This window comes from Pedobacter sp. FW305-3-2-15-E-R2A2 (assembly GCF_038446955.1).
In the GTDB taxonomy this organism is placed as follows: Bacteria; Bacteroidota; Bacteroidia; order Sphingobacteriales; family Sphingobacteriaceae; genus Pedobacter.
Genome location: NZ_CP151803.1, coordinates 2,768,641 through 2,784,389 on the forward strand (window position 1 = coordinate 2,768,641; position 15,749 = coordinate 2,784,389).

At 45.6% G+C, this 15,749-nt stretch carries 1 protein-coding gene (running past one end of the window); it reads left to right on the forward strand.

Annotated features, from left to right (window positions below; genetic code table 11):
• Positions 1–15,741 carry the 3' end of an SDR family NAD(P)-dependent oxidoreductase gene (locus tag AAFF35_RS11495; protein ID WP_342332629.1) on the forward strand. It extends 26,202 nt beyond the left edge of the window, so the window shows 15,741 of its 41,943 coding nt (coding positions 26,203–41,943); its start codon lies off the left edge, out of view; its stop codon occupies positions 15,739–15,741.
• Positions 15,742–15,749: the final 8 nt, after the last annotated feature.

Sequence of the window (15,749 nt, forward strand, 5' to 3'; positions counted from 1 at the left end):
ATTGCAGGTCTGAGCCAGGTTTTTCCTTCAAAAAAGACCGCATATTGCAGCATCGGTTCTGTGAAATCTAATATCGGGCATGGCGAGTCTGCCGCAGGGATATCCGGTCTTAGCAAAGTGTTATTGCAATTCAGACATCAGCAGCTGGTACCTTCCTTACATTCTTCGGTATTGAATCCGAATATAGATTTCAAAGTCAGTCCGTTCCGGGTACAGCAGGAGCTGGAAGCCTGGTTGCCGGAAAATGGCAAGCTCCGTATCGCAGGGATCAGCAGTTTTGGTGCAGGAGGCAGCAATGCACACCTCATTGTGGAAGAATACCTTCCTGAAGAGCATCAGGCTTATACCGGTAAAGGACCCGCAGTCATTTTACTATCGGCAAAGAATGGGGCAAGGTTGAAGGATCAGGTGCAAAACCTGTCTGACTACCTGGCATCACATTCCGGTCTGAACTTGTATTCCATTGCCTATACCTTACAAACCGGCAGGGAAGCAATGGAAGAGCGGCTGGCCACGACGGCCGTTGACCTGGATGAACTGAAAGCTAAACTGACTGCTTATCTGGAAGGAGCTACCGGCGACTTTTATACGGGTAACATCAAAAAAGACCAGGGCGGTTTTGTTCTGGAAGGCAGGGCAGGTGAAGCCTATATCAGGGAAGCCATCTCCGCACAGGAAGCCGGATCATTGGCGCAGATTTGGGTGAAAGGAATTCAGATTGACTGGTCTTTGTTGTATCAGGGAGCGGACAGGAAGCCGGAAAAGATCGGTTTGCCTACTTACCCTTTCGCAAGGGAACGGTATTGGGTACCAGATGATTCGGTTTCTTCAGTTAAAGCTTCCGGTCATGTTGCAGGAAAGCTACACCCTCTGTTACACCGCAATGAATCGGACTTTATGGAGCAAAAATATGTTAGTGTTTATACTGGTGAAGAACATTTTTTAAAAGATCATAAGGTCGCCGGAGAAAAAGTATTGCCTGGGGTTGCTTATCTGGAAATGGCCAGGGAAGCGGGGGAACGAAGCCTTCGTCAACAGATCACCCAGTTGAAAAATGTGACCTGGTTAAGCCCTTTAACAGTAAAACATAAAGCGGAAGAAGTGACCATCCTGCTGCATCCATCGGCTGAAGAGGCAGGATATAAAATCTATACAACCGGGGATTCCGAAGTGTTGCATTGTAGTGGCACCATGGGCAGTCGACAGTTGCCCGTTCCCGAAACTTATGATCTGAATTCAATAACCAAACGTTTGGCTGGAGTAAAAGATGCTGAAACCTACTATCAATATTTTAAAGAAAAGGGACTGGAATATGGTCCTGCTTTTAAGGGCATTGAAAAACTGTACTATAGTGAGGAAGAAGCATTGTCTAAAATAGTGCTTCCGCTGGAGAAAGGTTATGTGCTGAGCCCGGGAATACTGGACAGTGCCTTGCAAACCTGCGCAGGTTTGATTCCGGGAGCAGAAAGCGATGCTTTAGCTCTGCCGTTTTTTGTAAAGGCTGTAAACCTCTATGGGGAACTCAGTACTCCAATGTGGGCATATGTACGGAAAAGCAATAGCAATAGAAGTGGAAATTCGGCGATTTCCTACGATATCGATCTCATGAATGACGAAGGTGAAGTGGCTTTACGAATGGAGGGTTTTGTTACCTTACCAGTCAGGGGCCAGCGTCAGGTTTCATTAGATCGGCCATCTGTTCCTGCGCTTCATTTGTATGATTACAGCTGGAAAGAACAGGAGCTGATTCCTGCAGAGGGGGATGTTCCGGAGCTTCAGGTATTATTGGCCGGAGGATCAGCGAATCTTGCCGATCAGCTTTCTGAGGGCCTTGAAGCAGAGGTCTCGTTCATTGCTGCAGGAAATAAAACAAGCTATTTTAATGCTGTTTTCCAAAAGATCAAAGATAGGATACAGCAGAAATCAAAGGTAAACCTGCTGATTGTATATAAAAACGAAGATTATCTGGAATACGCCTTTGTTGCTGGTTTGTTAAAGACCGCAATGCAGGAAAGTCCGGGAATAAAGGGTAAAATCATTGGAGTGGACGGACTTGAGCTTAACTTAAGTGAAGAACTGCTGAGGATCCTGGAAAGAGAGAGGGGCATCTCGCTTAGCGACACAGAGATCCGTTATCAGAACGGTAAAAGAGAAACGAGACAGTTTCAGTCCTATGATATTGACCAGCAGATTCAGCAGCCAGTGATTAAAGAAGGAGGTGTTTACCTGATTACCGGTGGTTTGGGCGAAATCGGAAAGCTGTTCGGCAGGTACATTGCAGGCTTCAAAAATACCCGTTTGATTTTTACCGGAAGGCAGGAGCTGAGTAAGGAAAAAGAGGAGGCTTTATCCGATATTCCAAACTGGGAGTACCATTGCTGTGATGTCGGCAAGAAAGCCTCTGTAGCGGCATTGATGTTAAAAATCCGGGAGAAGCATGGTTCAGTTAACGGGATCATTCACAGTGCGGGCGTGATTCATGACGGCCTGATTGTTCATAAAACCAAGGAGCAGATCGATGAGGTGTTGGCTTGCAAAATGGCCGGCGTCGAACATCTGGACGAGGCCAGCAGTGCAGAACCATTGGATTTTATGGTGCTGTTTTCTTCTTTATCCGGAGTCACGGGGAATATCGGACAGGCTGACTATGCTTCGGCAAATGCCTATCTGGACCATTATGCCCGGTATCGCAATGAACAAAAAGCAGCGGGCTTGAGACAGGGACATACCTTGAGCATCAACTGGCCTTACTGGGAGAATGGAGGAATGCAGATCGATGCGCATAAATTGGAATACCTGCGAAGTAAATGGGGAATGCTGCCAATGCCATCAAAGGAAGGGATCGCTGCATTTGAAGCCTTACTTTCAGGGGGCTCAGATCAGGTTGCAGTAATTTATGGGTTAAAAGAAAAATTCTATGAAAAACTGGTCGGAACAAAGAAAAATCCTGCTGAAAAACCTTTAGAAGTGAAGAATGTCGAGGGCCCGGACCAGTCTGAGCTGATCGCATCTCTTAAGGAGATCATAGCGAAACAGTTAAAACTTAAGGTCACAGACCTGGAAGCAGATGTTGATTTTTCGGAATATGGTATGGATTCTATCCTGATCATGAAAATTCTTCACACGCTGGAATCCCAATATGAAATCGTTATGGACCCAACATCCCTGATCAATTATCCAACGATCAATGCGCTGGCAGGCTATATGGAAACAGAAATGGTATTGAAGCCGGTTGCGGTTGAGCAGAATGACACGAGGAATAATGAGGTTAAGGACAGCACGCAAATGCCTTTGCCCAACCGTTTTGCTGATCAGCGCTTTGTCAATAATCATGCGAAAAACAGCGGAAAAGTAGCCATTATAGGGATGTCCTGCAGACTTCCTCAGGCAGATGACCTATCTGAATTCTGGGAAAATCTAAAATCCGGAAAAGATGCGATTACAGAAACCCCGGCGAACAGGTGGGATATTTTGAAACACTATTCTGAAGTGGCAGCGCCGGATAAGACCTATACGACAAAAGGAGGATTCTTAAAAAATCCGGGGTTATTCGATGCGAAATATTTTAAAATCAGTGATGATGATGCCATCTCAATGGATCCTCAGCAAAGGATTATTCTGGAATTGAGCCGGGAGCTGTTGTCGCATGCAGGATATCATAAGGAAGAGTTGGCAAACAGCCATACCGGTGTCTACCTTGGAGCTAAAGACAACAATTACATCCGCAATCATTACCATCTGATGCCGAAGGCAAGTTACAAGCATACGGTCGTCAACAGCATCAGCAATATGACTGCAGCGCGTGTTTCTGACTTTTACAATTTGAAAGGCGTAAGTAAAGTGATTGATACGGCCTGTTCAAGCGCTCTGGTTGCGATTCATGATGCCTGTGATGATATTTTATCAGGAAAAATAAAGATGGCCATAGCAGGAGGAATTTCTATTATGACAGATCCTTTTTCCCATATCGGTTTCAGTCAGGCTGAAGTATTGTCCAGAGATGGCAAAAGTTATGTTTTTGACGAACGGGCAAACGGGTTTGTACTGGCAGAGGGCGGGGGACTTGTGATGATGAAGGAATATAATCAGGCGAAAGCAGACGGGGACCAGATCTTCGGGGTCATCATCGGTTCGGATGTCAACAACGATGGCCATACCATGGGGCTGACCGTTCCAAATAAAGAAGGACAAAAGCGTGTGATTGAAAATGCGTTGACGAGGGCCGGAATTTCAGCGGAGAAAATCAGTTATTATGAAGCTCATGGAACAGGCACGTTACTTGGCGATCCTATAGAAGTGCAGGCCGCTGCAGAAGTCTATGCTTCCTATTCCGGAAATAAGCAATATTGCGCTATTGGCGCTGTAAAAAGTAATCTGGGGCACAATATGACTGCGGCCGGGGTAACCGGCCTGATCAAGATCCTTTTGCAGATGCAACATCGTCTGCTCGTGCCTACATTGCATTGTGAAAATCCTCATCCAAGGTTTAAATTCCAGGAATCACCATTTTATCCGAATACCTCCCTGAAAAAGTGGGAAACAGCGCATGCCATTGCTGCCATATCCAGCTTTGGATTTGGTGGAACGAATTGTCACATGCTGATCGAAGCAGCACAAAACAATCATTTCCCACAAAGGACCGCATTGCCGGTAGAAAGATTATCTGGCAACCATTACTGGCTGGGACAAGAGATTGTAAAAGGAGAGATAACTGCAAGGGTAACAGAAGCGCATCCGGCAGTAGTACTTGCGCAGGCAAAAAAGCCGGTTAGTCAGGAGGTTGACAGGAAACCGTTGGCAGAAGCTGAGATCCGAAAACTGCTTCAGCAGGAAATTGCAGGCGTATTACAGGTGCCTTCTGATGAAATCTCATTCGATGAAAGTTTCATGGAATTGGGACTCAGCTCTACACAATTGATTGGAATGACGACCGGTTTCTCGGCTAAGCTGGAAATCGAATTATATCCAACGCTTCTTTTTCAATATGATACGATAAGAAAACTAGCGGAATGTTTGCTGGAGGAGTATCCAAAGGAAATATCGCTTTATCTGAAATTCGATGAAAAGGAATTTCAGCGAGCTATCAGCAGCACATTCGACTTTCCAAATGCGCCTTTATCGTCTGCTCCTAAAACCGATGGCGTAGCGGTTATCGGTCTTAGCGGAAGGTTTCCTGGTTCAGCACAGCCCGAAATCTTCTGGCAGAATTTGAAAGATAACCTGGACCTGATTACTGAAATTCCATCCGACCGCTGGAACTGGGAAGATTACTATGGTAGTGCTGCTCAGAATAAGAATAAAACCAAGGCAAAATGGGGTGGATTTATCGCAGATATAGATAAGTTTGATCCGCTGTTTTTCAATATTTCACCGGCCGAGGCTGAGTTAATGGATCCTCAGCAGCGGATCACTTTGGAAGCAGTATATACCGCATTGGAAGATGCGGGGCTTGCTGTGAATGCGTTGAAAGGTACGAATACGGGAACTTTTATCGGGGTGTCTAGTTTGGATTATTCCGTTTTGATCAATAAAAAATCCGATCTGTCGGGCGATGCGTTATTTTCTACAGGAGCTGCGCATTCTGTGCTGGTGAACCGCATTTCTTATTTGTTGGACATCCACGGGCCGAGTGAACCGATAGATACGGCTTGTTCAAGTTCTTTGATCGCGATCCACAAAGCAGTAGAAAACATCAGAAACGGACATTGTGATATGGCGATTGCCGGTGGGGTTAATGCCATGTTATCTCCTGAACTTACCCTGTCGTTTAGCCAGGCCGGGATGTTAAGTGAAGAGGGAAGGTGCCGCACTTTTGACCAGGGAGCAAACGGTTATGTAAGAGGTGAAGGCGTGGGCATCCTGATCTTAAAATCATTGGACAAAGCCGAAGCTGATGGAGATCATATTTACGGGGTAATCCGGGGAACAGCAGTAAATCATGGCGGGAAAGCCAATTCATTGACTTCTCCGAACCCTTCGGCACAGCGGGAATTGCTGTTAAAAGCTTACCGTTCCGCCAATATAGATCCCCGGGATGTCAGTTACATTGAAGCTCATGGTACAGGAACGCCTCTTGGGGATCCGATAGAAACCGAAGGGTTGAAGCAGGCATTCAAGGCACTTTATAAAGACAGAGGCCTGGATTTCCCTGCGGTTCCTCATTGCAGTATTGGCAGTGTGAAAACAAATATCGGCCACCTGGAGGCAGCTGCAGGTATTGCGGGAGTGGTTAAGGTGTTGTTTGCCTTAAAGCATCGGATATTACCGGGAAATCCACATTTAAAAACACCAAACGAGTATTTAAAATTAAAAGATACCCCATTCCATTTGCAGAAAGAAACCCGGGAATGGGCGACTGAAAACGATAAACTTCGCATCGCCGGGATCAGCAGTTTTGGTTTTGGTGGCAGTAATGCGCACCTTATTCTGCAGGAATACAGATCAGAGCAGAAAGAATATGTTGCGCCTGGTGCAGTCGTTGTGATTCTGTTATCGGCAAGGAATAGCGGTAGGTTAAAAGAGCAGGTAAAAAACCTCGCTGATTATCTGGAGCGTCATCCGGATGTGTCGTTATATCCAATGGCTTATACACTGCAAACCGGCAGGGAGCCGATGGAGGAGCGGTTGGCAATGACTGCAAGTGATCTGAATGAATTGAAGCGGAAGCTGAATGGTTATCTGGAAGGAAAAACCGGTGATTTTTATACCGGCAATGCCAAAAAAGACGGAAACGGATTTATTCTGGAAGGCAAGGCAGGTCAGGCTTATATCAGAGCAGCTATTGCTGAACAGGAAACCGGATCGCTCGCACAGCTGTGGGTGAAAGGTGTAAATGTGGACTGGTCATTGCTTTATCCGGGGCTAAAACCACGGAAGGTCAGTTTGCCTACCTATCCTTTTGCACGCGAACGTTACTGGATTCCTAATCAGTCGTTAAGCCTATCCGATCCTCAAACCGGAAAATTACATCCACTGTTGCACTGCAATGAGTCGGATCTTAGTACGCAGAAATACCTCAGTATTTTTACCGGGCAGGAAAGCTTTTTAAAAGATTACCGGATGGCCGGTGAAAAAGCCATGCCTGGGCTAACCTATCTGGAAATGGCCAGGGAGGCAGGAGCAAGAAGTCTGGGACAAAGGGTGACCCAGCTCAAGGAAATTTCCTGGCAGAACCCTTTAAAAACAGGTAGTGAAGCAGTGGCCTTGAACATCCGTTTGTATCCTTCCACTGAAGAAGCCGGATCTGAGCTGCATACTGCCGGATATGACGTATATACAACTGACCCGGAGGAGACGTTGTACTGTCAGGGTATTTTAAGCAGCCGGCCATTGTCCTTTCCGGAGCCATACGATCTGGAATTGATAACCATCCGTTTAACCGAGGTGAAGGAGGGAGAAGCATATTACCAGTACTTTAAAGAACAAGGACTGGAGTACGGGCCTGCATTTAAGGGCATCGAAAAACTGTACCACAGCGAAGATGAGGCATTGTCTAAAATCGTACTTCCTCTGGAGAAAGGTTATGTACTGAGCCCTGGGATACTGGAGTGTGCATTGCAAACCTGCGCAGTGTTGATGCCAGTGATTGAAAAAGGTGCTTTATCGCTGCCATTTTTTGTAAATGCGGTGAGTATTTATGGGGAACTCAGTGGCAGGATGTGGGCTTATGCGCGGAAGCGTGAAAATAATACCAGTGGAAACACCATCATTTCGTATGATATCGACCTTATTAATGAACAAGGGGAAGTGGCTTTACGAATGGAAGATTTTGTGATCTTGCCCGTCACAGATCTGGATTCAGGTTCGAAAGAAAAGGTACCAGTAGCGGGGTTCCAGGAACATCAGATTTCAACAGAACAGAAATCAGTTCCGGCGGTTCATTTGTATGATTATAGCTGGAAGGTGCAGGAGCTGATTAATACAGATGGACATTCTTCAGAGCTTCAGGTGTTGTTGGCGGGAGGCTCGGCCAACCTTGCTGATCAGCTTTCCGAAGGGCTTGAAGCAGAAGTCTCGTTCATTCCTGCAGGAACTAAAACCGCTTATTTCAATGCTGTTTTTCAAAAGATCAAAGATAAAATACAGCAGAAATCAAAGGTAAATCTCCTGATTGTATATAAAAACGAAGATTATTTAGAATACGCCTTTGTTGCCGGTTTGTTAAAGACCGCGATGCAGGAGAGCCCGGGAATTAAGGGAAAAATTATTGGGGTGGATGGACTTGAGATTAACCTGAGTGAAGAGCTGCTGAGGATATTGGAGGGAGAGCGGGAGACTTCAGTTACCGATACTGAAATCCGTTATCAGTATGGAAAAAGAGAAACAAAGCAGTTCAAGTCCCATGACTTTGGGAATCAGGTGCAGCAGCCAGTGATTAAAGAAGGAGGAGTTTACCTGATCACCGGTGGTTTAGGGGAAATCGGAAAAGTATTCGGCCGGTACATTGCAGGTTTCAGAAATACCCGTTTGATTTTTACGGGGAGAAGAGAGCTCAGTAAAGAAAATGCGGATGCCTTATCGGATATTCCAAACTGGGAATACCATTCCTGTGACCTCAGTAAAAAAGCAGCTGTAGCAGCTTTGATGTCGAAGATCCGGGAGAAACACGCTTCCGTTAACGGGATTATTCATAGCGCAGGTGTGATTCAGGACGTTCTGATTGTGCATAAAACAAAGGAGCAGATCGATGAGGTACTGGCCTGTAAAATAGCTGGTATCGAACATCTGGACGAGGCCAGCAGTGCTGAACCATTGGATTTTATGGTGCTGTTTTCTTCTTTATCCGCAGTAATGGGAAATATCGGACAGGCTGACTATGCTTCAGCAAATGCCTATCTGGACAATTATGCCAGATATCGAAACGAACAAAAAGCAGCTGGTTTGAGACAGGGACATACCCTGAGTATCAACTGGCCCTACTGGGAAAAAGGAGGAATGCAGATCGCTGCGGATCAATTGGAATACCTGCGAAGTAAATGGGGAATGTTCCCTATGCCATCGTCAGTGGGGATTATTGCATTTGAAAACCTGCTTTCAGCAGCCTCAGAACAGGGTGTTGTGATTTACGGATTAAAAGAGAAATTCTATGGGCAGCAGGTTGCAGGTAAAATAAATGATGCAGTTGGTTCCGGATCTGAAAAAAACATTCCGGCAGGACTACAGAAAAAGGTAGAGGATAAAATCATTGCGCTTGTCGGAGAGGTATTGAAAGTCGAAGAAAATCATATAAAAATTGACGATGAATTAGGGGATTATGGATTTGATTCTATTTTGATCACCAGATTTTGTCATCAGTTAAATGAATATTATGATTTGGCGTTATTGCCTACTTCATTTTATCACTATCCGACTGCCGGACGTTTTACCCAATTTTTATTGGAGGAACATGTAGGCAGTTTAATACAAAAACATGGTGGTCCGGGAGCAGGAAATCGTACCAATTTGATAGAGAAACCTGAAAACGGACCGCATTCAGTGGCCTTATTGAAATCCCGTCTGAATCAGGATCGTCGGTTTACGCAGAATAGCAAGCCTGCTGTTGCCGATAGAGGGCAAGATGAAACGCGTCAGGAAAATGCTTCCGTTGCAATCATCGGAATGAGCGGGCGTTTTCCCGGTTCTCCGGATCTCGCGGTTTTTTGGGAGCACCTCAAAGTGAACAAGGACCTGATCGTAGAAATACCTGCAGAGCGATGGGACTGGAAAGCATTTTATGGAGACCCTAAGCAAGACAAACATAAAACGAAAGCAAAATGGGGTGGATTTATTGATGATATAGACAAATTTGATCCGTTGTTTTTCAATATATCGCCGATGGAGGCTGAATTGATGGACCCTCAGCACCGGATCGCAATTGAAACCGTTTATCATGCCCTGGAAGATGCAGGAATTAATGTGAAGGACCTTTCCGGATCAGACACCGGTGTTTTTATCGGTTCCTATTTTAATGATTATTCTTCGTTGGTTCAGCGTCATGGTTTAAGTCAGGAGGCACAGTCCATTACAGGGCTTTCTCATTCCATCCTTACCAACCGCATATCTTACCTCTTTAATTTAACAGGGCCGAGTGAGCCGGTAGACACGGCTTGTTCGAGTTCACTCGTTGCGATTCACAGGGCGGTAGAAAACATTCGTTCCGGGAATTGCAGGATTGTCATTGCTGGTGGCGGAAGTTTAGACATCATTCCGGAAACACTGCTGCCTTTAAGTCAGGCTGGAATGTTGAGCGAAGATGGGAGGTGCAGAACCTTTGATCAGGCTGCAAATGGTTACGTGAGAGGTGAAGGTGTGGGCATGCTGGTTTTGAAATCATTAAAAGAGGCCGAAGCAGACGGGGATCGTATTTATGGTGTGATCCGCGGAACTTCCGTCAATCATGGAGGAAAAGCCAATTCGTTAACATCCCCTAATCCAGCAGCACAGAAGGAACTGTTAATAAAGGCCTATCGTTCGGCAAATGTAGATCCGCGGGATGTCAGTTATATAGAAGCACATGGAACCGGGACTCCTTTGGGAGATCCGATCGAAACAGAAGCACTCAAACTTGCTTTTAAAGCGCTCTATAAAGAGCGGGGACTGGATTTTCCAGCTGTTCCACATTGTAGTATTGGTAGTGTAAAAACAAATATCGGTCATTTGGAGGCTGCTGCCGGCATCGCTGGAGTTGTTAAAGTATTGTTGTCTTTAAAGCATCGGATCTTACCCGGAAATCCGCACTTAAAAACACCAAATGCCTATCTGCAGTTGGATGGGACGCCATTTAGCCTGCAAAAAGATACAAGTGAATGGGCAGTTGAAAATCATAAAACAAGAATCGCGGGGGTAAGCAGTTTCGGTTTTGGTGGCAGCAATGCACACCTTATTCTGGAAGAATACCCGTTGGAAAAGCAGGTTTACGACACTGGAAGTGGTCCGGTAATTATATTGTTGTCGGCCAGGAATGTAGCGAGGCTGAAAGATCAGGTAAAAAACCTGGCAGATCACCTGCGATCCCATCCGGATGAACAACTGCATTCCATTGCTTACACTTTACAGACAGGCAGAGAAGCCATGGAAGAAAGGCTGGCATTGACAGCAGGAGATCTCCAGGAGCTAACCACAAAATTAAATACTTATCTCGAGGAAAAACCTGGTGATTTTTATACCGGTAATATCAAAAGAGATTCAGGCAGTTTTGTGCTGGAAGGCAGGGCAGGCGAAGCTTATATTCATGCGGCGATATCTGGACGGGAGGTTGCGGCATTGGCACAGCTATGGGTAAAAGGCGTTGGTATAGATTGGCTATTGCTCTATCCGGGCAAAAGGCCGCAAAAGATCAGTTTGCCGACTTATCCTTTTGCACGTGAACGTTATTGGATTCCGGATCAGCAGGTTAAATCAATGAATGGGGCAGCCACAGGTTCCGGATCTTCTGCAGATATCTTATATATGCCTTTATGGGAACGAAAATCCCTGAGCGCTATAAAAGCTACCGGCTTGGAAAAGGTAACTCGCAATTCTGGTCGTTATCTGATCATCACTGGCGGTTCACAGGGTCCGTTTGCTGCAGGTTTAGCAAATTGGTTGGAATCTGAAGGTGTAGAGGTGGAAGTATTGACAAACCTTTCTGATTTGGGAGGTTCGATAAACAGTGGCGATCATCTTTATTTTACTGGCGGACTGGATAGGGAGGCAATTGGATCAGATTCCGAAAAACCGATAGTGAATGCTGTAGATGGTGACCTGTATGCCGAAGCTAATGTAAAATATGGTCAACATGAATTAAACATATTCGGCAGCATTAAAACATTGTTAGACCTGGCAGATCCTGAAGCTGAACTTTACCTGGAACTGTTTACCTGTAATACGCAAAAAGCGGTTTCCGGGGATCAGGTCTCTGTAAGCGGAAGCGGGATTCCAGGATTGCTGGGCTCACTGGCCCGGGAATATGAAAACTGGCAGGTACGGGTAACCGATCTGGAAACCGAAGCCCTGGAACAGGAGGATTTCAGGCGCTTGTTCAGTACACCTTACGATGTTCAGGATATACTCCAGGCTTACCGTGCTGGTCATTTGTACCGTCGGGTATTGTCGCCTTTACAGCTGGATCCGGATAAGGAAAGCAGGTTCCGGAAAGGGGGAATCTATGTCATTCTTGGCGGCGCTGGAGGAATCGGAAAAGTAACTACAGCTTATCTGGCTGAAAAATATGGCGCCACAGTCATCTGGCTAGGCAGAAGCGTAGCCGACGACAAGATCTTTGCTTCACAGGAAGAGATTTCCAAAACAGGTCCGCGTCCGGTATATATCCAGTGTGATGCGACTAAAAAGGAAAGTGTGGCCGCTGCATTCCGGGAGATTAAAGGAAATCATGAAGTAATTCATGGCCTGTTCCATTCGGCATTGGTACTGAATGATAAACTCATGGCAAACATGACCGAAGCAGATTACCGCAGTTCTTTTGATCCTAAAGCTACGGCAAGTCATCACCTTGTCAATGCTTTTAAAGAAGAAGACCTGGACTTTATCTGTTTTTATTCTTCTGCGCAATCGCAATGGAATGCCCCCGGACAGGGGAATTATTCATCCGGTTGTATGTACAAAGACAGTTATGCGCAGGAGGTTTCCCAGCGTCTGGGCATCCGGACCCATGTGATCAACTGGGGGTATTGGGGCGAAGTTGGGGTAGTCAGCTCAGCAGAATACCGGCAGCGGATGCTGATACTAGGCATAGAGAGTATTTCTATAGCAGAAGGGATGCAGGTGCTGGAAACATTGATCGCTAATGGACAGGAGCAGGCCATCGTATTAAAACTGTCAAAACAGAGCAGTTCAAAAATTGGTAGCCTGTTAAGTCATCAGCAAATTATAAAAGCTGAGCCTACAGCTCTTCGGTTACAGGAAGTTCCGGTTCCTGAATACCAGCATGCAGAGCCCTATGAATCAAGGATGTTTCAGATTTGTGTTAAAGGCTTTTTGCAAGTGTTGTATGAACTGGGCCTCGAAGGTGTTGATTTTAAGGTGGAGGTTCAGAAAGAAAGCAACACGGACTTACAGATTGGGGATCGCGACCTGTTGATTCATAAACTGCGAACCGTACTGGGAATCAGCGATAAATACGGACGGTTATTCCAGTCGATGTTGGGTTGGCTGGAAGAAATGACACACCTCAAAATAGATAGAGATGGTATCGTACTATCGGCAGACCTAAAAGAAGAACTGACTGGTTTTGACCTGACCTATGCGATTGAGGAACTTTCAACAGAACAACCGATTTATAAGGCACACCTTGATCTGTTGTTGCGTTGCCTCTCTTTACTGAAAGAAATATTTACAGGAAAAGCGAGGGCGATGGATGTTATTTTTCCGGATGGAAGCCTTGCCTATGTAAAAGGAATATATACCGGTAATCATACTGCAGATTATTTCAATGAATTATTGACTGCGCAGGTTGCAGAGAGCATCATCGCCGCCATCGGAAAGAAAAAAGAAGGGGATAAGCTCCGGATCATGGAAATCGGTGCCGGAACAGGAGGGACCAGTGAGATGTTGTTCAGGAAATTAGCAGGATACGAAGCTTCGATCGTCTATGTGTATACCGATATTTCCAGAAGTTTCCTATTACATGCAGAACGGAACTACAAATCTCAGGCACCTTATCTTCAGACGGCTTTGTTTGATATTGAGCAATCGCCTGCAGTTCAGGCAATTGAAACAGGCTCATTTGATGTTGTTCTGGGAACCAATGTGGTGCATGCCACCAAAAATATCAGCGTTGCACTGCGCAATATCAAGGCCGTATTGAAAAAAGGAGGTTTGTTGATGCTAAATGAAATCGCCCGTACGGATCTTTACAGCACCCTCACTTTTGGACTATTGGATGGTTGGTGGCTGTATGAAGATCCTGAAGTTCGTCTGGAAGGCAGTCCGGGTTTGTCGGCAGTGGGTTGGACGGCAGTTCTGGCGGAACAGGGTTTTGAACAAACGAAAATATATCCTGAGGGTGTCGCATTGCCACAACAGATCATTATTGCCGGGAGCGATGGAGTAATTACAATTCCCAGAGCCCTGGAATCGATCACAGCATCCTTACAGCCGGAGCAATCCATTGCAGGTCAGTCGCTAAACGGGCAAACTCCGGCAATACCAGGCACATTAAAAATAAGCAAGTCGGGGCTGGATAGTTTATCGGCAGAATTGATACGTATTGCGTCGGAAACGGTGAAACTACCAATAGAAGCCTTTGAAGAAGACAGGCCATTCTCGGAATATGGATTTGATTCCATCCTGGGAACTACCCTGACCAAGAACATCAATGACGCGTTGAACATCCTGTTAAAGTCGACCGATATTTTTAATTACCCAAGCATAAAAGAATTGAGTGAATATATCCATGGATGTTATGGGGATGATTTGATTTCGAAAAGAATGATTCGTTCGGATGATGAGGACGATCAGGCAGAGGAGAAAGCGGCAGAGCCGGAAGGAGAAGAAGCCATTGCGATTGTCGCACTTGGAGGTATTTTTTCCGGTGCTGTGGATTCGGAGCAGCTTTGGGAGCAAATCATGTCGGGCAATGTAATGGACAGGACGGTTGAAGTTAAATCAAAAGGTACTTCATTTCATTATGGCGCTATTACCGAGGTTTTTCAGGAATCGTATATCCGTAAGGTTGGTCTGACACCTGAAGAGTTTTCTGCCATGGGCCGCCAGCAAAAATTGATATTTGGTGTTCTGGGGCAGGCGATTGAAGAGAGTGGGATTGCGCTGAAAGACCTTTCAGCTAAACGAACAGGTGTATTTATCGGATCACAGCAATTGCTTCCTGAAGCTGATGAATTGGGAAATATAAATGTTGATAAAGACATTTCTTACATCATCCCGAACAAGGTTTCCTTCCAGCTGAACCTGAAAGGACCTAGTGAGGTTGTTGATACGGCTTGTACGAGCGGATATGTCGCCTTACACCGCGCAATTCAAAGTATTTATACCGGTGAGTGTGAACAGGCAATTGTAGGCGGTGTCAATGTGATCTCCAGACTTGCACTTCAGGAAAATGCGCTGGGTAAGTTAACCGGTTTACTGAGCAACGGGCAGGTGACCAGAAGTTTTGGCGATGAGGGGACCGGCTTTGTTAAAAGTGAAGGTGCAGGTGTTTTGATCATTAAGCCATTAAAAAAGGCCAGGTTAGATGGAGACAAAATTCTGGCCCTGGTGAGGGGAAGTGCCGTTTATCACGGAGGTCGCGGCTTTTCATTGGAAACGCCGAGTGCAAAAGGAATGAAGGAAGTGATCAAGGCTTGTATCCGTAAGGCAGGAGTAAATTCGGATACCATTGATTATATCGAGGCTCATGGCGTAGCTAACCGAATGGCTGATGCCATTGAGTTGGGAGCTATTAATGAAGCTTATAAGGAGTTGAGTTCCAATCCAGAAAAGAAGTGGAACATCGGAAGTGTGAAGCCGACAGTAGGGCATCCGGAACTTGCTTCAGGAATTGTATCCATTATTAAGGTGATCATGGCATTCCGGAATAAGACCATACCCGGAATTTCAGGATTGGATATTGTGAATAAGGAACTTGATCCGGGGCATTCGATGATCCTGAAATCTGAACCAGGCTATTGGAGCAATGGTGTTTATCCAAGAAGGGCCGGGTTGAACAGTTATGCCGTTGGAGGAATGAATGCCCATGTTATCCTGGAGGAATACAAAAATCCGGTGGCTGATGCTCCGGTAGAAGCGGGATCTTTAATAAAATAGTATAAGCG